23 protein-coding genes and 1 pseudogene are annotated in these 23,888 nt (G+C 70.5%); 12 read left to right on the top strand and 12 right to left on the bottom strand.

Going from position 1 to position 23,888, the window contains the following annotated elements; translation table 11 throughout:
• Nucleotides 1–23: 23 nt before the first annotated feature.
• Nucleotides 24–344: pseudogene (locus ACFT32_RS14695) on the top strand (flavodoxin domain-containing protein); the annotation flags it as partial.
• Nucleotides 345–381: 37 nt separating this feature from the next.
• Here ACFT32_RS14695 and ACFT32_RS14690 read toward each other — a convergent pair.
• Nucleotides 382–810 (bottom strand): STAS domain-containing protein, encoded by a 429-nt coding sequence (locus ACFT32_RS14690; protein WP_382489023.1) that lies wholly within the window; start codon nt 808–810, stop codon nt 382–384.
• Between the two features lie 132 nt (nt 811–942).
• Here ACFT32_RS14690 and ACFT32_RS14685 point away from each other — a divergent pair, with 132 nt between their 5' ends.
• The gene (locus ACFT32_RS14685; RefSeq protein WP_382489022.1) at nt 943–2,016 is read left to right on the top strand and encodes a zinc-dependent alcohol dehydrogenase family protein; all 1,074 of its coding nucleotides are present in this window, start codon (nt 943–945) and stop codon (nt 2,014–2,016) included.
• A gap of 330 nt (nt 2,017–2,346) precedes the next feature.
• Here the strand turns inward: ACFT32_RS14685 and ACFT32_RS14680 are convergent, their stop codons facing one another.
• On the bottom strand, nt 2,347–2,805 hold the full coding sequence (locus ACFT32_RS14680; protein ID WP_382489021.1) for a Crp/Fnr family transcriptional regulator: 459 nt from the start codon (nt 2,803–2,805) through the stop codon (nt 2,347–2,349).
• 224 nt (nt 2,806–3,029) lie between these two features.
• Between ACFT32_RS14680 and ACFT32_RS14675 the strand changes: the two genes are divergently transcribed.
• Both ACFT32_RS14675 and ACFT32_RS14670 read left to right on the top strand, forming a co-directional pair.
• Nucleotides 3,030–3,905, top strand: coding sequence for a universal stress protein (locus ACFT32_RS14675; RefSeq protein WP_382490654.1), 876 nt, complete (start codon nt 3,030–3,032; stop codon nt 3,903–3,905).
• Between the two features lie 92 nt (nt 3,906–3,997).
• Complete coding sequence (locus tag ACFT32_RS14670) at nt 3,998–6,385, top strand: glycoside hydrolase family 65 protein (RefSeq protein ID WP_382489020.1); 2,388 nt, start codon at nt 3,998–4,000, stop codon at nt 6,383–6,385.
• Here ACFT32_RS14670 and ACFT32_RS14665 read toward each other — a convergent pair.
• The 3 genes from ACFT32_RS14665 to ACFT32_RS14655 are packed head-to-tail and all read right to left on the bottom strand — an operon-like array spanning nt 6,339 to nt 9,569.
• On the bottom strand, nt 6,339–6,833 hold the full coding sequence (locus ACFT32_RS14665; protein WP_382489019.1) for a hypothetical protein: 495 nt from the start codon (nt 6,831–6,833) through the stop codon (nt 6,339–6,341). The genes ACFT32_RS14670 and ACFT32_RS14665 overlap by 47 nt on opposite strands.
• Entirely contained in the window at nt 6,830–8,500 is a 1,671-nt protein-coding gene (locus ACFT32_RS14660) for a polyprenyl synthetase family protein (RefSeq protein ID WP_382489017.1), read from the bottom strand. The genes ACFT32_RS14665 and ACFT32_RS14660 overlap by 4 nt, the downstream gene beginning before the upstream one ends.
• Nucleotides 8,490–9,569, bottom strand: coding sequence for a hypothetical protein (locus tag ACFT32_RS14655; protein WP_382489015.1), 1,080 nt, complete (start codon nt 9,567–9,569; stop codon nt 8,490–8,492). Before ACFT32_RS14655 ends, ACFT32_RS14660 begins: the two co-directional genes overlap by 11 nt.
• Before the next feature lie 205 nt (nt 9,570–9,774).
• On the opposite strand from ACFT32_RS14655, the gene ACFT32_RS14650 reads away from it, so the two are divergent.
• Nucleotides 9,775–10,284, top strand: coding sequence for an RICIN domain-containing protein (locus tag ACFT32_RS14650; RefSeq protein WP_382489013.1), 510 nt, complete (start codon nt 9,775–9,777; stop codon nt 10,282–10,284).
• A 60-nt stretch (nt 10,285–10,344) separates the two neighbouring features.
• On the opposite strand, the gene ACFT32_RS14645 is transcribed toward ACFT32_RS14650, so the two are convergent.
• Together ACFT32_RS14645 and ACFT32_RS14640 are read right to left on the bottom strand one after the other, a co-directional pair.
• Nucleotides 10,345–11,772, bottom strand: a complete 1,428-nt coding sequence (locus tag ACFT32_RS14645; RefSeq protein WP_382489011.1) for a hypothetical protein — start codon at nt 11,770–11,772, stop codon at nt 10,345–10,347.
• 116 nt (nt 11,773–11,888) lie between these two features.
• Nucleotides 11,889–12,392: a hemerythrin domain-containing protein gene (locus ACFT32_RS14640; RefSeq protein WP_382489009.1), complete on the bottom strand. Its 504-nt coding sequence runs from the start codon at nt 12,390–12,392 to the stop codon at nt 11,889–11,891.
• Between the two features lie 257 nt (nt 12,393–12,649).
• Between ACFT32_RS14640 and ACFT32_RS14635 the strand changes: the two genes are divergently transcribed.
• From ACFT32_RS14635 to ACFT32_RS14615, 5 genes are all read left to right on the top strand, one after another.
• Nucleotides 12,650–13,948: a hypothetical protein gene (locus ACFT32_RS14635; RefSeq protein WP_382489008.1), complete on the top strand. Its 1,299-nt coding sequence runs from the start codon at nt 12,650–12,652 to the stop codon at nt 13,946–13,948.
• Between the two features lies 1 nt (nt 13,949).
• Nucleotides 13,950–14,297 (top strand): carboxymuconolactone decarboxylase family protein, encoded by a 348-nt coding sequence (locus tag ACFT32_RS14630; RefSeq protein WP_382489006.1) that lies wholly within the window; start codon nt 13,950–13,952, stop codon nt 14,295–14,297.
• Entirely contained in the window at nt 14,297–14,716 is a 420-nt protein-coding gene (locus ACFT32_RS14625; RefSeq protein ID WP_382489005.1) for an SHOCT domain-containing protein, read from the top strand. The genes ACFT32_RS14630 and ACFT32_RS14625 overlap by 1 nt, the downstream gene beginning before the upstream one ends.
• Before the next feature lie 26 nt (nt 14,717–14,742).
• Nucleotides 14,743–16,077, top strand: coding sequence for a cation:proton antiporter (locus tag ACFT32_RS14620; RefSeq protein WP_382489003.1), 1,335 nt, complete (start codon nt 14,743–14,745; stop codon nt 16,075–16,077).
• A 72-nt stretch (nt 16,078–16,149) separates the two neighbouring features.
• Nucleotides 16,150–16,776 (top strand): NADPH-dependent F420 reductase, encoded by a 627-nt coding sequence (locus ACFT32_RS14615; RefSeq protein ID WP_382489002.1) that lies wholly within the window; start codon nt 16,150–16,152, stop codon nt 16,774–16,776.
• Nucleotides 16,777–16,783: 7 nt separating this feature from the next.
• On the opposite strand, the gene ACFT32_RS14610 is transcribed toward ACFT32_RS14615, so the two are convergent.
• The 4 genes from ACFT32_RS14610 to ACFT32_RS14595 form a co-directional block, all read right to left on the bottom strand.
• Nucleotides 16,784–17,020 carry a hypothetical protein gene (locus tag ACFT32_RS14610; RefSeq protein WP_382489001.1) on the bottom strand — a complete coding sequence of 79 codons (237 nt, stop codon included), beginning with the start codon at nt 17,018–17,020 and terminating at the stop codon, nt 16,784–16,786.
• A 67-nt stretch (nt 17,021–17,087) separates the two neighbouring features.
• Nucleotides 17,088–19,124 (bottom strand): hypothetical protein, encoded by a 2,037-nt coding sequence (locus ACFT32_RS14605; protein ID WP_382488999.1) that lies wholly within the window; start codon nt 19,122–19,124, stop codon nt 17,088–17,090.
• Nucleotides 19,125–19,128: 4 nt separating this feature from the next.
• A complete protein-coding gene (locus tag ACFT32_RS14600) occupies nt 19,129–19,986 on the bottom strand; it encodes a hypothetical protein (RefSeq protein WP_382488997.1) in 858 nt (285 codons plus the stop codon).
• Nucleotides 19,987–20,032: 46 nt separating this feature from the next.
• On the bottom strand, nt 20,033–20,371 hold the full coding sequence (locus tag ACFT32_RS14595; RefSeq protein WP_382488995.1) for a hypothetical protein: 339 nt from the start codon (nt 20,369–20,371) through the stop codon (nt 20,033–20,035).
• A 138-nt stretch (nt 20,372–20,509) separates the two neighbouring features.
• Between ACFT32_RS14595 and ACFT32_RS14590 the strand changes: the two genes are divergently transcribed.
• On the top strand, nt 20,510–21,310 hold the full coding sequence (locus ACFT32_RS14590; protein WP_382488993.1) for a GNAT family N-acetyltransferase: 801 nt from the start codon (nt 20,510–20,512) through the stop codon (nt 21,308–21,310).
• Here ACFT32_RS14590 and ACFT32_RS14585 read toward each other — a convergent pair.
• Entirely contained in the window at nt 21,282–22,340 is a 1,059-nt protein-coding gene (locus ACFT32_RS14585; RefSeq protein ID WP_382490651.1) for a LacI family DNA-binding transcriptional regulator, read from the bottom strand. The two genes, ACFT32_RS14590 and ACFT32_RS14585, sit on opposite strands and share 29 nt — an antisense overlap.
• A gap of 273 nt (nt 22,341–22,613) precedes the next feature.
• Here ACFT32_RS14585 and ACFT32_RS14580 point away from each other — a divergent pair, with 273 nt between their 5' ends.
• The gene (locus ACFT32_RS14580) at nt 22,614–23,888 is read left to right on the top strand and encodes an ABC transporter substrate-binding protein (protein ID WP_382488991.1); all 1,275 of its coding nucleotides are present in this window, start codon (nt 22,614–22,616) and stop codon (nt 23,886–23,888) included.

The raw sequence follows: 23,888 nt of genomic DNA, 5'->3' as shown, positions 1-23,888 counted from the left end.
GAATCCGCCCGTCGCCCCCGAGCGTGTGGCCGGGGACCGGCCGCGCGAACTGTGAGAGGAGGCGGACCCTCACGGAGAAGAACGTGCTGGTCGCCTACGGAACGACGAACGGCTCCACGGCGGAGATCGCCGAGACCGTCGCGGAGGTTCTGCGCAAGAACGGACTGACGGCCGAGGCGCGTCCCGCCCGGGCCGTGGCGTCCACGGAGTCGTACGACGCTGTCGTGGTCGGCGGCGGACTGTACACCGGCCGCCGGCACAAGGACGCCCGCCGCTTCGTCCGGCGTCATGGCAGGGCCCTGGCCGAACGCCCCGTGTGGTTCTTCGGCTCGGGGACTTCCGCGACTTCGAGCGGATCGAGGCGTGGGCGGCGCGGATCGGTCACGAGCCGGCGAGCTGACTCCCGCGTGGCTGCGCGTCCGGCCGTGGCTGCGCGTCCGGCCCCGAAGCCTCCGGACGTTCGCCTCCCGGAGGCAGGCGGTGAAGCACCTCGAAGGCGCCCGCCAGCCCCGTGTGCCGCAGCACCCGCCGGAAGCCGGGGCTGTCGGAGACCAGGCGCAGCCGGCCGTGCCGGGCCGGCGCACGGTTCCGCGCCCGGCACAGGATCCCGAGCCCGGCGCAGTCGATGAAGGCCACCGGACGCAGGTCCAGCACCAGGTCGGGGTGAGGGCCGGCGGTCAGCGCGTCGAGGCGCGCCGCCAGGCCCGGTGCCGTGCGCACGTCCATCTCGCCGCGCAGCGTCACGACGGTGCTCTCGCCGACCGTGCGCTCCGCGGGAGGCGGCGCGGACCCGACGGGGTTCTCGGACATGGTCCGAGCAAAGCGCGGAAGGACGGATCCGCGATAGGGCCGACCGGCCCAAGCGCCTCCCCGCGGCCCGCGCCAAGCTGGAATCGCGGTGCGACACCGGCGTCGCGCCCGCACCGGAAAGGTGGGAGTGCCATGAAGGGCTACGTCTTCCACGGCCCCGGACAGTCCGCCTGGGAGGACGTCCCGGACCCCGGCATCAAGGAGCCGACCGACGTCATCGTGCGGGTGGACGCCGTCACCATCTGCGGAACTGACCTGCACATCCTCAAAGGCGACGTTCCCGAGGTACGCCCCGGCACGGTGCTGGGGCACGAGGCGGTCGGTGAGATCGTCGACATCGGCGGTGACGTGCGCACCGTAGCGCCGGGAGACCGGGTCCTGGTCTCGTGCATCTCCGCCTGCGGCCGCTGCCGCTACTGCCGCGAGAGCGTGTACGGCCAGTGCCGGGGCGGCGGGGGCTGGATCCTGGGCCACCTGATCGACGGCACCCAGGCCGAGTACGTCCGTGTGCCGTACGCCGACCTGTCCGTGCACCCCCTGCCCAGCGCCCTGGACAGCAAGGACGCCGTGCTGCTGGCCGACATCTTCCCGACCGGGTACGAGGTGGGCGTGCTCAACGGGCGCGTCCGGCCCGGGGACACGGTCGCCGTCGTGGGAGCCGGCCCCGTCGGGCTCGCGGTCATCGCGACCGCCCGGTTGTTCGCTCCGGAGCGGATCGTCGCCGTGGATCTGGCCGCCGCGCGGCTGGAGGCGGCCAAGCGGCTCGGCGCGGACGCGGTGGCGGACGCCCGGGAAGGCCCCGAGCTGCTGGTCTCGGACCTCACCGACGGACTGGGCGCCGATGTGGTCGTCGAGGCCGTGGGCGTCCCGGAGACGTTCGAGCTCTGCACGCGCATGGTGCGGCCGGGCGGGCGCGTGGCCAACGTCGGTGTGCACGGGAAGCCCGCGACCCTGCACCTGGAAGACCTGTGGATCAAGAACGTCACCATCACCACGGGCCTGGTGGACACGTACTCCACCCCCACGCTGCTCCGGATGGCCGCCACCGGCCGGTTGCCCACCGGGCAGTTGATCACGCACAGCTTCCCGCAGGCCCACATGGAGGAGGCGTACGACGTCTTCGGCCGGGCCGCGGACACGGGTGCGCTCAAGGTCGTGCTGGGCGAGGAGGGGCACGAGGAGATCGTCCCCCTGCGGGCGGCCTGACGAGGGAGAGAGAAGGGGAGACGGGAGAGAGGTGAAGGGCCAGGACCGCTCCAGCACCTGGAGGAGCGGCCGACCACCGACCCGGGCGCGGGCACCGGCCGTCGCCCTCCAGACGGGTACCGCGCTGACCTTCCACTGCCCCATGACCTCGACGATGTCCTTGAACGCCCCATGACCTCGACGATCTCCTTGAACAGGGCCTCACGGCCGATCGCCACGACGGTGTGCGTCATGACATCGCGACGATGTGCGGGCCGCCGTGCATGGTCGCTCTCCTCGGGATGGTCGGGGGCGGCGGACGATGGGGGTGTTCGGCAGGGCCGTGATCGCTCATGCCGGGCTCCCGCTGCCGTAGGGGGCGTACAGATCGAGCAACCGGACTCGTGACGCCTGCAGCCGGTCGGCGATCACACGGCCGAGCCAGACCGCGATCGCGCGGCCGAACTCGGCGTCCTGGGCGCACATCGCCCGCACGGCCTCCGCCTCGAACTCGAAGGCCCGCACCGGGCTCATCGCCTCCGCGCCCAGGTGCCACACATACGGCGGGAAGTGCCACGACCAGCCGACCGGTTCGCCCTGCCCCACGGACTCGACGACCGCGGCCCGCCGGCCCGGGACATGGAGGTCCAGCACGACGGTCCCCGTCCGCACGATCCAGAACCGGTCGGCACGCCGACCTTCCTCAAACAGGCGTTCACCCGCGTCGAAGGACACGTCGCGGGCGACGCGCATCAGCCGTTCGCGCTGCGCGGCCGGGAGGGCCACGGCCGGTTTGGTGGTGGACGTCATCGCTCCGACTCCCTTGCGCCGTCCTGCGGGGGGGGTGCTGATTACAGGGTGTGCCGGACCGCCGCGGGGCACCACGGGCCGCCCGGACCCGGCCGCGGCCATCAGGCCCTGGGGCCGAGCGGGCCGACAGGGGCCGGGCGGCCCCTCGTGTCCGGCCTCCACACGTGCGACCGTGAGAGTGGATGTGCGGACTGCCCGGTGACGAGGCGGTGGGAACGATGACGATGGAACTGCCCCTGATCGTGGGTGTCGACGGATCGGACGGCAGCCTGCCGGCGGTCGACTGGGCGGTGGACGAAGCGGCCCTGCACGGTCTTCCGGTGCGGCTGGTCCATGCCTCCCTCTGGGAGCGGTACGAGGGCAGCGCACCGTCCATCGGCCCGGACCGCCCGGCAGGGCAGGTGCCGGCCGACCACATCGTCGCCTCCGCCGCGGAGCGTGCCGGGCGGCGCAACCCCGACGTGAAGGTGTCCACCGACGTCCTCCTGGCCGAAGCGGCGGACTCGCTCCTGCACGAGGGGAACAACGCCACCGCCCTGATCACCGGGTCGCGAGGCCGCGGCGAGCTGAAGGGACTGCTGCTCGGCTCCGTGGGCCTGGCCGTCGCGGCCCGCGCCCACTGCCCGGTGATCGTCGTGCGGGGCGACAAGGCCGGACTGGCCGGTACCCACGAGCGGATCCTTCTCGGCGCCGGAGACCCCGAGACGAGCGGGGAAGCCGTCCGGTTCGCCTTCCATGAGGCCGAGGCCCGGGGGTGCGCGCTCCACGTGGTCCGGACCTGGCGCTGCCCCGCACACGAGGCCGACGACACGGCCGCGCTCGCCGAGGCACCCGACCGGCGTTACCAGGAGCGGACCCGCGGCGAGCTCGATGAACTGCTCCGTGACGCGGTGGCCGAACACCCGGGCGTCCGGGTGCGCCGTACGACGCCGGAGGGACCCGCCCGCAAGGTGCTGGTGCACCTGTCGGCCGCGGCGGACCTCGTGATCGTCGGGGCGCAGCGCCGGCAGGGCCACTTCGGGCTCCAGCTCGGCAGGGTGGCCCACACGCTGCTGCACCATGCCCAGTGCCCGGTGGCCGTCGTGCCTCAGCGGGTCTGAGCGCGCCCACGCCGAGGAGCGCGGCGGGCCCGGCGAGGAGAGAATGGGAGAGCGCCGGGCCTCGCCGCCCTTTTCGCAGAGGAGACAGCCTCGTGACGGACCGGACGCGGGAGCACGACGGGACCTGGGAATACGAGGGCTACCGCCCTGGGGACGAGCGGCTGAGGGAGTCGCTGTGCACCCTGGGCAACGGTTACTTCGCCACCCGCGGGGCCCTGTCCGAGTGCGCGGCGGACGACGTCCACTACCCGGGCACATACATCGCCGGCTGCTACAACCGGCTCACCTCCGAGGTCTCGGGACGCCGGGTCGAGAACGAGGACCTGGTCAACGTCCCCAACTGGCTCCCGCTGCGCTTCCGGCTCACGGACGGGGAGTGGCTCACCCCCGACACGGGGACCGTCCTGGACCACCGCCAGACCCTCCACCTGGACTCGGGAGTGCTGGAGCGCCGCACCCGGTACGACCTCGGTGCGGGGCGGGCGCTGGTGGTGCGGCAACAGCGACTGGTGCACATGGCCGATCCCCATCTCGCGGCGCTGCGCACCGAGTTCACCGCCGAGGGCTTCACCGGCGATCTCGAGGTCGAGGCCGCCCTCGACGGCGGCGTCACCAACGCCGGGGTGCCGCGCTACCGGGACCTGGACGGCCGCCACCTGACCCATGTGCACACCGGTACGGCGACGCCCGGCACGGTGTGGCTGCGCTGCCGGACCCGCACCTCGGACATCCGTATCGGCATGGCCGCCCGGCTGACGGCCCGGGCACCGGTGACGGACGCGCATGAACCGTCGCGCGCGGTTCAGCGCGTTGTGCCGTTCCTGGTCGACGGCCGCACCGTCACCGTCGACAAGACCATCGCCCTGCACACCTCACGCGACTCCGCGATCAGTGACCCCCTTCGGGCGACCGTGGACCGGGTGAGCGCGGCGCCGGGCTTCGACGACCTCTTGGCATCCCACCGCACCGCCTGGAACCAGCTGTGGCGCCGGGCGGAACTCGACGTGCCCGGGGAAGCGGGCCAGATCCTGCGCCTGCACCTCTTCCACGTGCTCCAGACCCTCTCCCCGCACACCGCCGACCTGGACGTGGGCGTCTCGGCCCGGGGACTGCACGGCGAGGCCTACCGCGGGCACGTCTTCTGGGACGAGTTGTTCGTGCTGCCGTATCTGAACCTGCACTTCCCCGAGGTGTCCGGCGCCCTGCTCCGCTACCGCCACCGGCGCCTGGCCCGGGCCCGCGTCGCGGCCCGGGCCATCGGCCGGCGGGGCGCGCTGTATCCGTGGCAGAGCGGCAGCGACGGACGCGAGGAGACACAGCAACTGCACCTCAACCCGCGCTCGGGCCGCTGGCTGCCCGACCACACCCACCTTCAGCACCACGTCGGATCGGCGATCGCCTACAACGTGTGGCAGTACTGCGAGGCGAGCGGGGACGCCGAGTTCCTGCACACCAAGGGCGCCGAGATGCTGCTGCACATCGCGCGCTTCTGGGCCGACTCGGCCACCTGGGACGAGACCCTCGGACGGCACCGCATCCGGGGCGTGATCGGCCCCGACGAGTACCACGAGGCCTACCCCGGCGCCGAGACGCCCGGCCTGGACGACAACGCGTACACCAACGTCACGGCCGCCTGGGTCCTCGCCCGCACCCTGGAGGTGCTGCGCACGCTGCCCGAACCACGCCGCCGTGAACTCGTCGAGCGCACAGGTCTGGACGACAGCGAACCGGACCGCTGGGAGGAGGTCTCGCGGACGCTTCACGTGCCCTTCCACGACGGAGTCATCAGCCAGTTCGAGGGCTACGGCGACCTGCCGGAACTCGACTGGGACGACTATCGCAAGCGGTACGACGACATCCGGCGCCTGGACCGGATCCTGGAGGCGGAGGGGGACACGGTCAATCGCTTCAAGGCGTCGAAGCAGGCCGATGTGCTCATGCTCGGCTATCTCTTCTCACCGGCCGAACTCCAGGGGCTCTTCGGCCGGTTGGGCCACCCGCTGGACGAGGAGACCTGGCGGCGGACCGTCGACTACTACCTGGGCCGCACCAGTCACGGCTCCACCCTCAGCGGCCTGGTCCACGGCTGGGTGCTGGCCCGTTGCCGACGCACGGACGCGTGGAAGTTCTGCCAGGAAGCCCTGCGCGGCGACATCGCCGACCTGCAGGGCGGCACCACCGGCGAGGGCATCCACCTGGGCGCCATGGCCGGCACCCTCGACCTCGTCCAGCGAGGTCTGCCGGGCCTGGAGACCCGCTCCGGAGCGCTGTGGCTGGACCCCGTCCCGCTGCCCGAGCTGTCCTCGTACGGCTTCTCCATCAGCTACCAGGGCCACTGGGGCATCAAGCTGCGGCTGACGCACGGACAACTGGAGATCGCCGTGCCGCCGTCCGACCTGATGCCCATCGACATCGAACTGCCCGACCGCGCGGTCAGCGTCCAGCCGGGCGAGACGTGCCGGCTTTTCCTGGCGGACTGACGGAGACGGACTGGCGCAGTCGGCGGGACGTTTCCCAGGCGCCGAGTACGACGTCCGCGTAGAGGTAGCGGCTGCTCTCCAGCTCCGGCAGCTCCTGTGGGGTGGAGCCGCCGGACTCGCCGGCCGGCCCGCCGGTGGCCGCGCGAAGCCATTTCAGCGGCAGGCCGGCTGTGGTGAGGGCTTGTTCGAGGGGCAGGAGCGGGGGCGGGTCTCCGTCGAGCATGAAGTCTTCCCACTCCATGAGGTCGAAGAGGAACTGCCCGCCCTTGTAGGGCGGCCACGGTGCGAGGGTGCCGAGTACCTCCCCGGCGCGGGCGGGGTCGTCGCGGCGCAGGGCGGCGCCGTGGCGGGCGAGGGTGCACAGGGCGGCCCGGGTCCAGAGGTTCGCCGTGGTGAGGACTTTGCGTACCTGCTCGTCGGACGGGCTCGGTGAGGGCGTGGTGGTCACAGTGGCCTTGAGGTGACGTAGTGGGCGATCTGGCGGAGTACGGCCTTGCCCTTGTTCTCGGGGACGGCGTCGAGGTCGCGCTCGAAGTGGTCGATGCCGCGGGCGGCGAGGTCGTCGGCGAGGGCGATGGCGTAGTCGATGGATCCCCGGCGGCGCATGTGGTCCAGTACGACCCGGACATCCTGGGCCTTCTGCTCCTCGCGGGGTCTGAGGACGATCTGACGCAGCAGTTCGTGTTCCCAGGGGTGGGTGGCGGTGCGCAGGAGGTGGATGAGCATGATGGTCCGTTTGCCCTCCCACAGGTCGCCGAGGGCTTCCTTGCCGTAGAGGGCTTCGTCGCCGGTCAGGTTGAGGACGTCGTCCTGGATCTGGAAGGCGATGCCGATCAGCCGGAACGCCTCGTCGAACCGGTCCAGGACGGCCGGGTCGGTGACGCCGGCGCAGACCGCGCCGATGCGGCAGGGGCTGATGCACGTGTACCAGCCGGTCTTCTTGGTGCTCATCGTGAAGTACGCCTCGTCCTCGGTGGGCACTTCCCGGTGGCGGATCCAGCCCAGTTCCATGGCCTGGCCCTCGAAGCTCTCCCGGCACATGTGGAGCGTCTCGCGGATCAGGCCGAGGGTGCGGGCCAGCCCGAGTCCGGTCAGGTTCGACAGCACCGCGTCGATGGCGAGCAGGTTCAGCCCGTCGCCCACGTTCACGGCGAGTCCGGCGCCGTGCGCGGTGTGCAGGGTGGGCAGGCCCCGCCGGTGGGTGGATTCGTCGGCGATGTCGTCGTGGACGAGGAAGCCGTTGTGGAACAGCTCGAGCGCGGCCGCGCTGCGTACGGCGTCCTGGGCGCGCCCGCCGAAGGCGACGCAGGCCGCGACGGCGAGGGTGGGCCTGAGGCCCTTGCCCTGGCGGGCGGGGTAGTCGCGCATGAGGTCGTACAGATCCCGGCGCGGTTCCCGGTCGGGGATCAGGTGCCGCATCTCCTCGGCCACCCGGTCCCGGCAGACGCGCATGGTGTCGACCAGGTCCGCGTCGGTGAGCGGGAGTTCCTCCCACCAGGGGGTGCTGGTGCGGCCGTTCCACAGGGACCGGGGCGGGATCACCAGTCGCCCGCCGATGGCCGCGTCGGCGGCGGAAGCCGGTGCGGGCCGACGGTGGTTGAGGTAGTCCAGGGCCGTCCAGCCCGTCGTCTCCCCTGCGTCGTCGCCCTGCTCCCCGGGAGTGTGTACGACGGTTCCCCACAGGCCGGGAGACCGGCGCCGGTAGTCCTCCCACAGTCGCTGCACGTGCCGCAGGCCCGAGGCCCGCTGTGACAGCAGGGCGAACGCCCGCCACACCGCGAGCACCTGGCTGCCTTCGCCCCGTACGTCCAGGCTCGTGGGCAGGACCTGGTCGACGGGGCGGCACTGGAGATCGAAGAGCAGGTTCATGGCCCGGTCGTCGAAGACCACCTCGACGTCGGCGGCGCCGTCGCGGCCCTCGTCGAACACCAGGCGGCTGTGGCGCGCTGTCAGCGACGCAGTGGTGCCGTCGTTGAAGGACAGTCCGAGCCGGATGCCCCGCATCTGATCGGCTGCCGCGGCCACCACGGCGGGGGCCCGTTCCGACAGCGCGGCCACGGTGTCCCTCAGGAGCGCGGCGCCCGTACCGGGCCCGGCGGTGGTGTCAGCGCTCATCGGCTCCTCCGGCGAACTCGACGATGCCCTGTGTCTCGAACGCCACCCGCCGGCCGGAGACCACGCCCTCCACTCGGCAGGGGCCGAGCGTCTCGTGCACGCTGAACGGCCGCAGGCCGCGCTCGCACGGGTTGGCGATGCGCCCGGCCGTCCGGCTGGTGAAGTCCAGCAGGAGATGGTCCCGGCCCATCCGCGCGCTGATCACCAGCCGCCCCGGCACCACCGAGGACGCCGGTGTGTCCAGCAGGTCCGCCAACGGGGGCACGAGCACCACCTGGTCCCGGTCCAGCGCGCCGTCCACGGCCATGTCCAGGCAGCGCCGCGGGAAGTGCCGCCACAGCCGGCCCTGGCGCCACAGCATCAGCGAGCCGTTGGCGGCGTCGCCCGGGCAGCGGGGCTGGATGAGGGTGAAGACGACGGCCGCGGGCGGCGGAGCCGTGGCGTCCGCAGCGGGCGGGATGCCGTCGACGGCCTGTCCGTGGGGGGCGTTGACGAAGCCGAACACCCAGCCGCCCAGCGTCGGCCAGCTCCACCGGCCTCTGACCCGTTCGTGATAGCCGGTCAGGGCCACCTGTCTGGGGCGCCCGTGGACCGTCACCGTCCCGGAGGCGAGGATCCCCGGCTCGGACTGCCAGCGCAGGAACTCGTCCTGGCCGAACGGCGCGCACTGGGACGTGCACGCGCGACCGGTGCCGCGCAGCCTCACGTCGACCGCCGGTGACCCGGCCACAGCCGCCACCATGAAGGCGCCGTCCGCTCCGTCGGCGCGGGGCAACCGGAACGAGGACCACGCCACCTGCTGCCGACGGGCGTTGAACTGGCTGGCCTCCCAACCGCCGTCCCGGTCGTGCACCAGCACGATGGCCCGCTGGTGCGGGGAGTCGTCCGCGCGGTCGGCCCCGAGCGAGGACAGGTTCGCGATCACCGCGAGGTTCCCGCACCGGGACAGGAACGCGTAGTGCAGCCATTGCCGCTCCAGCGGCCCGCCCCGCAGCCCGCCGAGGGCTCCCTGCGGGAAGGGCCCCGCCGGGCCCAGCCGCCGCTCATCCAACTGTGATGCCGTGCACACACTCCGGAGAGTAACCATTTGGGATCAATGACTACTTTGCGTTGCGCAAACTCGGTGCGGGCCAGCAGGCGGAAACAGCCTCCTGGCGAGTCCCTCGAACGAGTGAACCCATGATCAACGCTCGTCGCGGCACCCCCGGGCCACCGGTCGCCGGGCCGACGCTTGCTGCCGCTCCCGAGCGCCACCATCCCAGAGAGGAACCGTCATGATCGACGTCGCGTTCGACAAGAGAATGGTCATCGTCCACTCCGTCAGCGGGAATGTGATCACACCGCACGCTCACATCACCGGCTCGGGCACCGAGATGCGCCTGTGGCACACGGGGACGCCCAACGAACACGGAAGCAACTACTCGGCTGCGGGGGACCACCTCGGTCGCATCTGGTCCTTCGAGCCGGCCCAGAACGGTGTGCGTATCAGGAACCACCTGACGAAGGCGATGTACCTGACGGTCGACGACGCCAAGGAGAACACCACCCTCAAGATGCGCACCAGGCAGGACCACGAGCGCGGACAGGTCTGGCACCTCGAGCGCGCCCTCCCCGGCCTGAACGACTTCCTCCTGGTGCCCTCCCACGACAACGGCCTGGCGATCGGCCCCATGGAAGGGGCGCACGAGCTGGAGACCGTGCTGATCCTGCGCCCCAGGACCACCCTCAACCAGCTCTGGACGGCCCAGGCCCTCTGTCCCGCCCGGACCGCCGACGACCTCTGAGCCGCGAGGGCCCCGGGTCCACCGTGCGGCGGGCCCGGGGCCGGTCGGTCCAGGTGCGGCTCAGGGCTTGAGCACGGTCCCGGTCAGCTTGACCTTGCCGTGGTGCTTGCCGAAGACCGCGTACCCGTCGTCGTACGTACCGGGGGTGGCGCCGTCCTCGGCCGCGACGGCGAGGCCGTAGCCCAGGAACGGCCGGTCCTGGGCGCCGGTGAAGAGGTGGAGAGGCGCCTCGACGATCAACGTCTTGCCGTCGTCCTCCAGGGAGCCGGGCAGCAGGGTGGGCTTGGTCTGCTGCCAGTCGCGCAGGTGGTCGAAGTAGGCGTATCCCGCGATTCCGGTGAAGACCAGACCCTTGGGGGCGTGGAACTCCTGGCGGAGCTTGCCGATGCTGACCGGCTGCTCGTCGGCGGAGGTCATCGCGATCAGGATGAAGTGACCCGGATTCTTCTTGTCCTCCTCCCCCTTCCCGACGGTGACCTGCGGGATCGCGTCCCGCACCTGAAAGATGGCCAGCTGGTGTTCGTCGACGGTGCCGGTCTCTCCCTTGAGACCGTCGGCCTTCGACTGACCGGATTCCTTGTGCCCGTCGTGCGACACACCGTCCGAGGTGGCGTGGTAGCGGTAGTACACGCTGCCCAGGAACCAGCCTTCCTCGATCTTGGTCCGGTCCCAGCTCAGCTTTTCGTTCACAGGGCCGCCCGGTCCGTCGTTCACCTGGGGCCAGACCAGGAAGCGGTAGTAGCCGTGTTTGTCCTTGGCCTCACGCAGGTTCAGTTCCTGGACGGCCCACTCCACTTTCGCCAGGTCGGCCTCCGCCAGGCCGGCGGTCCCCTTGATCGGCTGCTTCACCGGTACGGGCGTCAGGTTCGAGGGGGTGCCGTCCTCGTGCACCAGCTGGTAGTACACGTGATCCGTGTGATTGCCCTTCGCCTCCTCCCTGCCCTCGTCGGCGTTGTGGATCCGGACGGGGAAGGTGCCTGCCGGGATCCTCCCGTCGTCGGAGACGTAGCCGAACTGCGCCTGGTGCGGGCCCGGGACCACCGGCCAGGGGCGTGGAAGCGTCGAGAACACCTGGGCCACCGGCTGGATCTCCACTTTGCCGTTGGTGAGGGTGATCCGGACGGTGAGGGAGCGCTTCCCCTCGGGCGCCGGCATATTCAGGTAGTTCAGGCCGTTGCGCAGCGTGAAGGTGATGACGTCCGTTTCGTCGCCCTGCATCGCCAGGTCGACGATCTCGTAGTTGGCTCCCTCGGCGCCGTGGCCGCCCTGCCCCCTGAGGAGCTGCTTCGCGGGGTACAAGTCCGCGCGGTCCATGTTGAAGGTGGATTCCACCTGGGTGATCCGAACCCCTGCGGGCACCCGCAGCCGCCCGTCGAGCCGGAATTCGCGAGAAGCGTGCGGGATCTTGTCGGTGTAGCCCAGGACCCGGATGCCGGTCCCCTCGGGATCGCTGCCCGCATCCGTACCGGACTTCTCCACAGTGGTCATCGAACACGACTCCTACACTCGAAGGTTTTTCCACCATCCCTTCACATATGTGTCGGTTCGTATGCATATGCCAGAAGCAATGAGGCCGACCCTCACCTGTCCGGCCGTACGTCGCGCTAGCCCTCGGGGGAGGAACGGACGATACGGCGCACGTTCTCCACAGCGCCGCAGCCTTCCCTCAGCCGGAGCTCCCGTTCCGTCAGGAACGCCCCGCCCAGTTCCTCCCGGCGGTCCATGGCGACGTTCTCGCGGGCTCCGTTGAGGATGGTGCGCTCTTCCTCGTCGGTGTGGTGGGTGATGGCCTTCACGAGCTCTTCCAGCTTCTCGTCCCACTCGGCGGAGCCGACCTCGTCGACCTCCAGGAGTTCGAGGAGCGCCTTGTTTCCCTCCTCGTGCTCCTCCTCGCCGTGTTCGAGCTCGTCGTCGTCGATGTTCTTGTAGCGCTTGAGGGCGGGGTACACCTTCGACTCCTCCGCGAGCGCGTGCGCGATCAGCAGACCGGCGAACTCCCGCAGTGCGGCCGCCCGATCGGATTCGACGCTGCGCATCCGGTGGAAGAGATCCTCCATTCTTCTGTGGTCCTGGAGAATGAGTTCGACGACGTCTCGCGTCTCGGCCATGGGGCGGGCATCACTTCCGTACGAGGGAACCTTGCCGGAACCGGATACCCCCGCCCATCGCGTTCATTGATCCCGGCTCGAATTCCTCGGGAGGTCGTGGCCATGCGCCATCCGTTCGCCCTCGCTAACATCGATAAGTAGGAAAAACCTGCTGAAAAGCATCGCGAGGGAGACTCATGGATTCCTCCGATGGTTCCTCGTCCGCCGGCTCCTCGTCCGCTTCGGAAGGTCGCGACCGTCCGGCCGGCGGACCTCCCTTGAGCGCCACGGAACGGGAGGAATACGAGCAGCTGCGCAAGGCCGCCTCCGTTCACCACCGGCGTCTGCGCTACACGGCGACCTCCGTGCTGCTGGTCCTGACCTTCCTCCTGGCGCCGCTGGCCGTGGTCGCCGCCTGGGTGGACTCGCAGGTCGCCGACACCGACCGATATGTCCAGACCGTCGCTCCGATCGCCACGGAGCCCTCCGTCCAGAACACCGTGACGGACCGGCTCACCAAGCGCGTGGTCGACAACGTCGATGTCGCCGCCTTCACCGAGGCGGTCGGGCGGACGTTGGAGCGGGAAGGCGCACCGCCTCGAGTCGTCCAGGGCGCCGACGCGCTGACCGGCCCGCTGACGAGCGCGCTCAACTCGGCCGTCCATCGCATCGTGATCAGGGTGGTGACCAGCGACCAGTTCGCCGAGGTGTGGGACGACGCGAACAGGCGGGCGCACGCCGCCGTGGTCAAGGTCCTCACCGGCGAGGGCGGCAGCGCCGTCCAGGCCGGTGACGACAGCATCGACCTGAACATCGGCACCGTCGTCGACAACGTCAAGCAACGACTGGTGGACGCCGGATTCGATCAAGCCTCGAAGATCCCCGACGCCGACAAGACGATCACCCTGTTCCAGACCGACAAGCTCAACGAGGCCCAGGGCGCCATGCGTCTGCTGAACATCCTCGGCGTCTGGCTCCCGGTCCTGGTCCTGGTCCTGGCGGCACTCGCCGTCTGGAGCGGGCCCGCGCACCGCGTCGCCCTGATGACCACGGCCATCGGCGTCGGGGTCATGATGATCGTGCTGCTCGTCGGCCTCGCCGTGACGCGCCAGATCTATCTGGACTCCGTCGCCACGACCGCCCTGCCGCAGGACACCGCGGCCGACATCTACGACGCCTTCCTGCGCTTCCTCAAGAACAGCACGGTCACGGTCCTGGTCATCGCGGTGATCACCGCGCTGGCCGCCTACCTGTACGGGCCCGGACGCGGTGCCCGGTGGATCAGACGCGCGGCGGCGGGCGGAACCGGGGCGACGGGCCGGGCCATGGCGCGCCACGGAATGCGCACCGGGGACACCGGCCACTGGCTGGACGCGCACCGCAGGTGGACCACCGGCATCGCGATCACCGGCGGAGCGCTCGCCCTGGTGCTGTGGAACTACCCCACGCCCGGGGCCGTGGCGCTCGTCCTCGGCATCGTCGTCCTCGTGCTGATCCTGCTCGGCATCCTCGCCGCGGCCTCCGGGACGGCGCAGCCGAGCCGTACGTCGCACCCACCACCAGGGAAAGGAGCCTGAGATGGCTGAGCAAAGGACAGGGGCGGGCGGCGTCGCCGCTCTCGCCGAGGCGAACGCGCCCGTGTTCGAGACGCTCGTCCAGATGACGCTCGACACCTTCGAGCGATCCGGGCTGGACGAGGAGACGTATCTGCTGGCACGCATCGCGGCTCTGGTGGCCATGGACGCCTCCGCTCCCTCCTACCTCCTCAACATCGGCACCGCCGCGGACGTCGGCGTGCCGCTGGAGAAGATCCAGGGAACGCTCGTGGCGATCGCCCCCGTGGTGGGCAGCGCCCGAGTGGTGTCCGCCGCACGCAACATCGGCGAGGCGTTCGGGCTCGACCTCCCCGGAGAGGAGGAGCGGTGATGGGCGGCTCTGTGAACCTGGCCTACGACTATCCGATTCTCGGGGCCTTCTGGACGATCATGTGGATCTTCCTGTGGGTCATGTGGATCTTCCTGCTCTTCCGCGTCATCGTCGACATCTTCCGCGACGACGCCCTGAGCGGCTGGGCCAAGACGGGGTGGCTGGTCTTCACCGTCGTCCTGCCCTTCCTTGGCGTCTTCGTCTACGTCGTCGCCAGGGGCAAGGGCATGGGCAAGCGTGAACAGGACCATGTGAAGGCCAAGCTGGACGAGACGGACCGCTACATCCGCGAGACCGTCGGCGCCACCGGCCCGGCAAGCGAGGCGGACCAGCTCGACAAGCTCTCGCAGATCCGGGCCCGCGGCGACATCTCCGACGAGGAGTTCCGCCAGGCCAAGGAGAAGGTCCTCCACCCGTGACCGCACGCCCTGACGGGTGAGGCACGGTGAGCGGCAGCGCGTGGGCAGGGGCGGCCGTGGCCGCGGTGACGGCGGGGTACGCCCTCTGCTCCGGGCGGCTGGCCACCACCGCCGTGTCGGCGCCGATGGTGTTCACCGGCTGCGGGATCGCCATCGGCCCGGTCGGGCTCGATCTGCTCGACCTGAAGCACGACTCGGGCCCCGTGCTCACCCTGGTCGAAGCCGCCCTGACGCTGGTCCTGTTCACCGACGCGATGTCCGTACGGCGACGGGATCTGCGCCTCGGCGGATTCCTCCCGGGCCGACTGCTGGGCATCGGTCTGCCGTTGACCATCGGGGCGGGCTGGCTGCTGGCGTGGCCCCTGCTGCCGGGGCTGACCTTGTGGGAACTGGCCCTGCTCGGTGCCGTTCTCGCGCCGACCGACGCCGCACTCGGCAAGACGGCGGTCTCCGACCGGCGGGTCCCCCCGCTGGTGCGCGGCGGCCTGAATGTCGAGTCCGGCCTCAACGACGGTATGGCGCTGCCCTTCTTCGTGGTCTTCCTCGCGGCTCTGCCCGGAACCCTGGCCTCGGAGGAGGGAGCCGCCGGAGTCTTCTGGCGCGCGCTCGTGCTCAGCACCGCGTGGGGTCTGGCCGTGGGAGGGCTCGGCGGGTGGCTGTTGCGCCGGTCGCGTGCGAGAGGCTGGATCGGTGGTGACTGGCGGCAGACGTTCGTCCTGGCCGTGGCCGTGGGCGCGTACGCGGTGGCCGTCGCCTTCGACGGGAGCGGCTTCATCGCGGCCTGGGTGGCCGGTTTCGCCTTCGGTGTCTCCCTGCGGCGGAGCGGACCGGCGGCGGAGGCGCGCCCCGAGACGGAGGCACCGGGTGAGGAAACTGGCGAGACACCAGGTGAGGCCCCGGCCGCCGTCGACGACTCCGCCGGTCTCGCCGGGCATCTCGCCGACCTTCTCGCCTCGCTGAGCTTCCTGGTCTTCGGTGCCGTCCTGCTCGGGCCGACCCTGGACGACCTCGACTGGCGGATCATCGTCTATGCCGTACTGAGCCTCACCGTCGTCCGGATGCTGCCGGTCGCCCTCTCCCTGGCCAGGACCGGCCTGGCCCTTCCCACGGTCGCCTACATCGGGTGGTTCGGGCCGCGCGGCCTCGCCTCCGTCGTCTTCGGGCTTCTCCTGGTGGAGGAGCACGTCCCGGGCATTCAGCTCCTCGGCCGGGTGATCGCGGTCACCGTCGCGCTCAGCATCCTCCTGCACGGCATGTCGGCCGTACTCCTCGCGAAGCGGTACGGCGCCTGGTACCGCAAAGCCGCCGCCCTGCGACCGGGGCTGCGCGAGAACCTGCCCGGGGACGGACCACCGGACTAGGTCTTTCGTGCCGGGCCGGCCGGGCCCGAGGCCCGATCCGCCGCGGTCCCGGGGGCGGCTAGCGTCCCCGGCATGCGTATCGGACTACTTGGCACAGGCAACGTCGCCCGAGCACTCGCCCACGGCTGGAGCGCCGCCGGGCATGACGTCCTCCTCGGCTCGCGCCGGCCCGCGGAACGGACGGATCTCGGGCTCCCCGTGGGCTCTCCGAGCGAAGCCGCCGCTCATGCGGAGGTACTGGTCAACGCCACCCCGGGGACCGTCTCCGTCGAGCTGCTGCACTCGATCGGGGCCCCGGCACTGGCCGGCATCCCGCTGATCGATGTCGGGGTCGGGCTCTCCGACGACTTCGTCGAGCTCTCCCACCCCAACAGCAGCCTGGGGGAACAGATCCAGGACGCGTTCCCCCTGACCCCCGTCGTGAAGACCCTGTGCACCATGGACTCCACGGTGATGAGCGCCCCGGGCGATCTGGACGGCCCGAGCACCGTCTTCCTCTCCGGCGACGACGCCGAGGCGAAGCGGACCACCGGCCGGCTGCTCACCGACCTCGGCTGGCCCGCGTCGTCCCAGCTCGACATCGGCGGTATCCGCACGGCACGCGGACAGGAGCACTTCGCCCTGCTCTTCATGGGCATCGCGGGCGGACTGGCCTCTCACACCTTCAACATCAAGGTGGTCGCCCGACCGGCTGTCTAGAGCAGGCTCAGTCCCCGACGCACTTGGGGTACTTCGAGCCCCGGTTGCAGTCGTGGTAGTCGTACTTGCTGACCCTGAACTTCGTCTCGTCACCGGCCTTGGCCGGATCGACGACCAGATAGAACTTCTTCCCGTCCTTGACCTTCTCGGTGACCATGCCCTCCGGGCCCTGGCCGAAGTCCTGCGCGCATCCGGCGAGTGCGAGGACGCTGACCGCCGCGAAAGCGGTGGCGAGGCGACGCATGTCGTGCTCCGATCATCGTGAAAACGCTGATCAGTGTAGGGGCGCCCCTGACCGTTCATGAGGAGCCCTACGTGTGCCGGAGCGCTCTGAAGGCGTGGCCGCTCGGTTCGGGGAGGGGGCGGAGGGCGGCTCTCTTGACGCTCACCACGATGAGGCATGTGGCCAGGCAGTACAGGAAGGCCACTCCGGAGGCGGCCAGACTGCCCAGGAGTGAGTTGGCGTTGGGTGCGGCGGACGCCGCGATGGCCGCGACCGCGTTGCTGCGTCGCAGGAAGAACATGGGTTTGCCGGTGTAGACGTGCAGCGGTTCGTTGCCCTCGTGGTGGCTGCCGTCCCGGGAGACGTCGACCAGCACTCCGATCGAGGCGAGGACGGTGCCGACGATGGAGACGAGCGCGATGTCGAGGAAGAGCAGGAGCAGGGCCAGCGCGGAGAGCAGCATGCACAGATACGCGGTTCTCAGCGCGTCCTTGAACTCGCGGTCCGGCAGGCGGTAGCCGAGGTCGACCAGGATGCGGGCCATGCCCTCGTCCTCGGCGTCGTCCTCCGCCGGCCGGGCCGTCTCGATGGCGAACTGCTGTGTGTTGGAGGCGGTTCGCCCGTTCCGCATCCGTACGAGTTCGGTTCCTTCCCGGCCCTGGGCGTCCGCGGGGACGAGCCCCTCGGGGGTGACGAACTCCAACCGGTTCGTCAGCGCGCGGGGAAGGGCCAGGTCCAGGGAGATGACGACCCGGCCCCAGCCGTCTCGGTGCGTGACGCAGTCCTCCTCGTACTGGTAGGTCACCTCGGAAGGCAGCCCCGGGTGGACGTCCAGCAGGGCGACGAGCGGGGTGTAGCGCATCAGGCCTTCGACGCGCTCCCGCAGGGGCTCCTCCACGTCGTCCGCCTGCCCGGTCCGGCGCAGCAGGGCGGTGAGTTCCTCGGTGCCGCTGCGCCAGCCCAGGGAGTCCAGCCGCCGGGACAGCTCCGCGCGCGTCGAGTTCTCGGGGGGCTGCTCACCGCCGGCCAGGAGCCGGCCGACGCCGCGGGCCATGACGCGGACCGTCTCGTTCGCCGGGAGCACGGTCACCGGGATGACTCCGCGTTCGCTCAGGTGGAGTACTTCGAGGCGGTCCCAGTGGTCCTGCGGGAGAAGGTCCGCGAGGACCATGCTCCGCCGGCCGGGCCGGTCCTCCGTGGCCAGCTTGGTGGTCACCTGGTGGAGGGCCGTGGACCTGGAGGCGAGCTTCACACGATGGGTGCGGGTGGTGATGGTCCTGGCCGGATGGGCCAGGTCCTGCAACAGTCGCAGCTCGCCGCCGAGGACCGGCATGCCGCGCGGGTCGACCGTCGTGGTGGCGTCGGGGACGACCAGCGCGGTCAGGGGCGTGGCCGGGGCGGGTCGTTCCGTGCAGTGCACGACCAGGTCGCGGGCGAGCGAGACGAGCCGAGTGACCGTCGGGTCGGAGGGGGTCCCGTGGCGGGCCAGGAGGTCGTCCAGGGCGACGATCGTGGACCGCTCCACGTGGGCCGGGGCGTTGAGGATCACCGCCACGGCCTGGATGATCCCGGCCAGCGACCGCGCCCCCGGCTCGACGGGTGCGTCGGCGGCGGGTGCGTCGGCCACCTCTGCGGCTGCCCGGCCGGCGGCCTCGGCGTGGCCGGCGATGAGGGCCTCGTGCGCGAACGCCGCGAGCCGTTCCGCCACCAGCTCCGGCCGGTAGGCGAGCAGATGCCGGACCTCGTACACGTACCAGATGAGCCGGTCGGTACGGAGCGGCCGCAGCGGCTGGTTGTAGTAGGTGAAGGCGATCCTGTGGGCCTCCTGGTACACGGCCGGCCGCTCGGTGCGCATACGGTCGTGCAACGCGGTGCGCAGCGCGGAGCGGATCGCGTACTGCGGGTCGCCGTCCGGTCCGCCGTACGGAACCCGGTCCCTGACGACGAAGGGGGAGGTCAGGACCTGTTCCGCCGGCACGCCGACATCGAGGTTCGCCGCCGTGTACAGCACGATGTCCGTGCCGAACCACTGGTGCACGGCGAGCGCTTCGAGCAGTCGTCCCTCGTCGGCGGGGAGCCGGTCGAAGTGCGCCAGTGCCCGCCGGAAGACGTTTTCCCGGGTCATGGCGTCAGCCCTCCCTGTCGTCGCCGTCGTCACCGGTGGCGGTGGCCGGCCGGCCGTCCGGATGCCCCGGAGCGGGTTCACCGGGCTCCATATGACACGCGAAGAACTCGGCGAGGAGCCCCGGCACGCCGCCGTGGCTGCGCTGGATCACCACGGCCTTGTCCCTGAGGCTGGCGAATCCGAGGTTCTCGATCCAGTCCTGCACGGCCTCCACGTCGAACGGCGGCAGCACCAGCGTCTGGACGGCCGTGGAGTACGGAGGGTGGGGCAGGCTCGGCACGCTCCGACCAGCCAGGAAGACGCTGACCTCGCGCCTGGACAGCAGGTTCGGCAGCAGACTCCGCCCGAGCCAGTCGCGCATCGGCCGGGCACACGCCTCGAAGCTGTCGAGGCAGATCACGGGCCTGCGCTCATCGGCGACCAGGCTTTCCAGCAGTGCATCGCTCAGGGCGGCGAGGCGCAGGAGCCGGTCCTCTCCCTGAGCCAGCAGCTGGATCGCCGAGTTCCGCAGCCGGACATTGGTGAAGGCGACCTCGGTCGATCTCGACTGCTCCGCCTGCCGGTCCCGCGTGGTCCGGTAGCCCGGTACGCCGACGTCCTGTCCGCGCGCCTGCATGGAGAGCTGTTCGAGCACGTCGTGTTCCACCGCCGTCCGTGACAGGTCGACGAAGTACACGCCGTTCCCCGCGTGGCGGTCGTAGATCTCGAGCAGCAGGGACGACTTGCCGATGTCCTGCGGCCCTTCGAAGAACAGCGCCTGCCGTTCCCCGCCGCGGTCCTCGTCCCGGGCCGTGAGGCGGGCCGCGCTGTCCAGTTGCTCGGCACGGTCGATGTGCCGGTGAGGTGTTGCCGGTTCGTGCACCCGCTCTTCCCGTCCCCCTCGTGACGCCGCGGACCGAGTCGGACCGCTACCGGGGGTTTTGGCCCGTCGGGGGGTCGGCGGGGTTCGTGCCGTCGGGCGGGACGGTTCCGTCGTCCGGCAGGATCTCCACGACGCTGTGCTTGAACCGGGCCCGGCGGAACGATGTCCTGGCACCCTTCACCATCCGGAAACGGGACCGCTTGGACTTGAAGCGGTCCACCTGCATCGTCTGGTTGGTGACGGGCTTGGCCTCCTGGCCGCCCTCCACACCGGCCCGCATGCCCAGGCCCTGGATGTTGGCGCTCTTCAGCGAGCCTCGCCGCAGACCGAAGACGATCACGCCCACGATCCCGAGCACGATGAGGCCAACGACCAAGAGCTGCATGGGACTCAGATCCACCATAGTCAACGCGCCTCCCCCGACGTCCCCCTGACGCACTGTAAGTACCATCCCACAATGCGCAACAAACCAAGCAGGGGTTGCGTAGAAATTTCCCTGTACCGCCGACCTTGGGAGGCCTCCATGCGCGACCTCGCGGACTCGATCGAATCGATGGAGCAGCTCGCCGCCGTCTGGCGGGTGATGGTGCTCGACCGGGATCCGCGGGCGGACGTCCGCGACCTTCCGGGCATCGCCGTCCGCTGGGCCGACTGCCGGTTCGCCTTCTGGAACTGCCTCACGCTGACCGAGCCGGGCATCGGCGCCGGGCCGGCGCGGCAGCGGGTGCACGAGGCGGCGCGGATCATGCGCTCGAAGAAGCATCCCGGTTTCCTTTGGGTCTTCGAGGAACTCCTCGACGACGAGGCACGCTCGGGGCTCAGGGAAGCGGCCGAGCAGGCGGGGCTCGCACACGCCTTCCCCGGCACGGGCATGGCGGGAGACCTGCTGCCCGTTCCCGAACCGGCCCACCCGGAGCTGACGTTCGTCCGCGTGACCACCGACGAACAGCTGCGGGCCTTCGCCGACCTCAACTCGCGCGCCTACGGGTTCCCGCTGGAGGACGGCCGTGACGGTCTCGGCCGCTCCCCGCTGTGGAAGAGCGAGGTGCACGCCTACCTGGGCGTACGGGACGGTACCGCCGTGACCTGCGCGGCCACGATGGAGGCCGACGGGCGCCTCTTCGTGCTGCTCGTCGCCACCGACCCGCAGTGGGAGCGGCGGGGGTACGGGGAGGCCGTGACGCGCAAGGCGCTGTACGAGGGCGGTCGCGCCACCGGACTGACCCGGGCGACGCTGCACGCCACGGCCGCCGGCGCGCCCGTGTATCCGCGTATCGGCTTCGAGCCGAACTCCCCTATGAGCTTCTATGCCTTGAGGGACTGACCGGCCGGTCGCCCCGCTCCCCCTCGTCCCGGGCATGAGCCACCGGTGCCGTCGTGGAGCGGGGGATCACATGCGTCGGCAGGACCAGATGCCGGCCGTGTTCCCCCTCGGCGTCGTCGATGAGCTTCAGGGCCAGTTCGCCGGCCTCGCGCCCCATGTCCGACGGTGACTGGGCGACCGTGGACAGGTCGAACCAGTCCGCCAGCGGCTGGTCGTCGAAGCCGAGGACGGAGATACGCTCGGGTACGGCGATCCGGGTCTTGCGCAGGTTCCAGATGAGGGCGACGGCGACCTCGTCCTGCTCGGCGAAGACGGCGGTCGGCGGCTCGCGCAGGCTCAGCAGCGTGCCGAGCACCTCGGCGGCGGCGCGCTTGTCGCCGACCCGGGTGGAGACCACCAGGTCGTCGTCGAGCGGGACACCCGCCTCCGTGAGCGCCTGCTGGTAGCCCAGCAGCCGTTCGTTGGAGCTGAAGGTGAAGCCGCTCGCGCCCTGGGTCTGGACGAAGGCGATCCGGCGGTGGCCGAGGTTGAGCAGATGCCGGGTGCCGTGCAGGGCGCCGGCCACGTCGTCGACGTAGACGCTCGGACGTCCGTCGACGTGCTGGCTGACGTAGATGACCGGCATGCCGAGGTCGTCCAGCCGGGCCGTCTCCTCGTCGGTGAGGTCGAAGGAGAACACCAGGAGCGCGTCGGCGTTGCGGCGTGCCGGGAGGTGTTCGAAGAAGTCCGTGCGCTCGGCCAGGTCGGGGATCTCGTAGACGTTCAGTTGCAGGCCCGCCGACCGCAGCAGCGGGGCCAGGCTGGACAGGGCGGCTCCCATGAACCACGAGTTGAGCGTCGGGACCATCACCGCGACCGTCCCGGTTCGTCCCGTGACCAGGCTCGCGGCCTGCCGTGACACGGCGAAGTTCAGTTCGCGCGCGGCCTTTTCCACCCGGGCGCGCACCTCCGGCGACACCGTGGACAGGCCGCGCAGCGTGCGCGAGACGGTGGAGGTGGAGACCCCGGCCCGTTCGGCGACGTCGGCCATCGTGGGGTGCCGCTGAGCTGGAGGCATGAGCCGGACGTTAGCACAGGGATTCGCTCTCCTGCCTCTGGTTGTGACAGCGCTTTCATGGGTGTCAAGCCCAGTTCTTCAGCCGATTACCGTCGCGTAACTCATTGACTTCGGCAAAACACGCCCCTAGCTTGCAAGCGTTGTCCGAGCGGTCCTGAAGTGGTCTCAGCGAGGACCGTAACAAGCGTTCTGACCTGCATATTTTCTTCATTCATTCCATGACAACGCAGTCTCAGCAGGAGTGGCATGACGACCAGAACCACCACCAGAGCCACCGCGCTCGCCGCCACCGGGCTTCTGCTCAGCGCCTGCGGCAGCGGCTCCGGGCAGGCCGGGCCACCGTCGTTCGAAGGGCGCGGGCCCATCACCTACGTGGCCGGCAAGGACACCACGGGCACCGTCCAGCCGATGCTCGACCGCTGGAACCGGGCGCACCCGAAGGAGAAGGTCACCTTCATCCAGCTGCCGACGGACCCGGACGCGCAGCGCCAGCAGATGATCCAGAACGCGGAGACGAAGTCCGACGCCTACACGGTGCTGTCCCTGGACGCCGTGTGGACCTCGGAGTTCGCCGCCCACCGGTGGATCGACCCGCTGCCCGAGAAGCGGTTCCCGCTGGGCAGGATGCTGAAGCCGGTGGTGGAGACCTCCCGGTACCGCGGCGGTCTGTACGCGGTGCCGGGCAGCTCGGACGGCGGCCTGCTCTACTACCGCACCGACCTGCTGAAGAAGGCGGGTGTCGCCCGGCCGCCCACGACCTGGGCGCAGATGACCGCCGCCTGTACCGAGGTGAAGAAGCTGCCCGAGGCGAAGGGCATGTCCTGCTACGCCGGGCAGTTCCAGAAGTACGAGGGCCTCACGGTGAACTTCGCCGAGGCCGTGAACTCCGCGGGCGGCACCGTCACCGACCCGAACGGCAGGCCGGACGTCGACACCCCCGAGGCCAGGAAGGGCCTGGACTTCCTCGCCCGCTCCTTCAAGGACGGGACGATCCCGAAGAAGGCCATCACCTACCTGGAGGAGGACGGCCGCCAGGCCTTCCAGTCCGGCAAGCTCGTCTTCCTGCGCAACTGGCCGTACGCCTACTCCCTGGCCCAGAAGAGCGGCGTCAAGAGCAAGTTCGCCACCGCTCCCCTGCCCGGTCTGAACGGCCCCGGCTCCTCCAGCCTCGGCGGCCACAACATGGCCGTGTCCTCCTCCGCCGCGAACAAGGCGACGGCCCTGGACTTCATCAGGTTCATGAGCAGCGAGGAGAACACCAGGACCTTCCTCGAGGACGCCTCCGTCGCCCCGCCGTACGCCTCCCTCTACGACGACAAGGCGCTCATCGCGCGGTACCCGTATCTGCCGGTGCTCAAGGAGTCCATCCTGCGGGCCGTGCCACGGCCCCGGGTGGTGCAGTACGGCGATGTGACCTCGGCGGTCCAGCGGGAGACGTACGCCGCCCTGACCGGGGAGAAGAGCAGCGCGCGGGCGTTGAAGGACCTGCAGAAGGCGCTGCGGAAGGCCGTGGCGCTGTGA

It is taken from the genome of Streptomyces sp. NPDC057002 (assembly GCF_042673825.1).
Lineage (GTDB): Bacteria > Actinomycetota > Actinomycetes > Streptomycetales > Streptomycetaceae > Streptomyces.
Note: the sequence above shows the minus strand (reverse complement) of the source record. Positions and strands in the feature narration are given on the sequence as shown.

Coding starts and splice junctions, on each gene's coding strand:
- ACFT32_RS14690 (WP_382489023.1), bottom strand. CDS start 810: ATGTCCGAGAACCCCGTCGGGTCCGCGCCGCCTCCCGCGGAGCGCACG.
- ACFT32_RS14685 (WP_382489022.1), top strand. CDS start 943: ATGAAGGGCTACGTCTTCCACGGCCCCGGACAGTCCGCCTGGGAGGAC.
- ACFT32_RS14680 (WP_382489021.1), bottom strand. CDS start 2,805: ATGACGTCCACCACCAAACCGGCCGTGGCCCTCCCGGCCGCGCAGCGC.
- ACFT32_RS14675 (WP_382490654.1), top strand. CDS start 3,030: ATGGAACTGCCCCTGATCGTGGGTGTCGACGGATCGGACGGCAGCCTG.
- ACFT32_RS14660 (WP_382489017.1), bottom strand. CDS start 8,500: ATGAGCGCTGACACCACCGCCGGGCCCGGTACGGGCGCCGCGCTCCTG.
- ACFT32_RS14650 (WP_382489013.1), top strand. CDS start 9,775: ATGATCGACGTCGCGTTCGACAAGAGAATGGTCATCGTCCACTCCGTC.
- ACFT32_RS14645 (WP_382489011.1), bottom strand. CDS start 11,772: ATGACCACTGTGGAGAAGTCCGGTACGGATGCGGGCAGCGATCCCGAG.
- ACFT32_RS14640 (WP_382489009.1), bottom strand. CDS start 12,392: ATGGCCGAGACGCGAGACGTCGTCGAACTCATTCTCCAGGACCACAGA.
- ACFT32_RS14630 (WP_382489006.1), top strand. CDS start 13,950: ATGGCTGAGCAAAGGACAGGGGCGGGCGGCGTCGCCGCTCTCGCCGAG.
- ACFT32_RS14625 (WP_382489005.1), top strand. CDS start 14,297: ATGGGCGGCTCTGTGAACCTGGCCTACGACTATCCGATTCTCGGGGCC.
- ACFT32_RS14615 (WP_382489002.1), top strand. CDS start 16,150: ATGCGTATCGGACTACTTGGCACAGGCAACGTCGCCCGAGCACTCGCC.
- ACFT32_RS14610 (WP_382489001.1), bottom strand. CDS start 17,020: ATGCGTCGCCTCGCCACCGCTTTCGCGGCGGTCAGCGTCCTCGCACTC.
- ACFT32_RS14605 (WP_382488999.1), bottom strand. CDS start 19,124: ATGACCCGGGAAAACGTCTTCCGGCGGGCACTGGCGCACTTCGACCGG.
- ACFT32_RS14595 (WP_382488995.1), bottom strand. CDS start 20,371: ATGCAGCTCTTGGTCGTTGGCCTCATCGTGCTCGGGATCGTGGGCGTG.
- ACFT32_RS14590 (WP_382488993.1), top strand. CDS start 20,510: ATGCGCGACCTCGCGGACTCGATCGAATCGATGGAGCAGCTCGCCGCC.
- ACFT32_RS14585 (WP_382490651.1), bottom strand. CDS start 22,340: ATGGCCGACGTCGCCGAACGGGCCGGGGTCTCCACCTCCACCGTCTCG.
- ACFT32_RS14580 (WP_382488991.1), top strand. CDS start 22,614: ATGACGACCAGAACCACCACCAGAGCCACCGCGCTCGCCGCCACCGGG.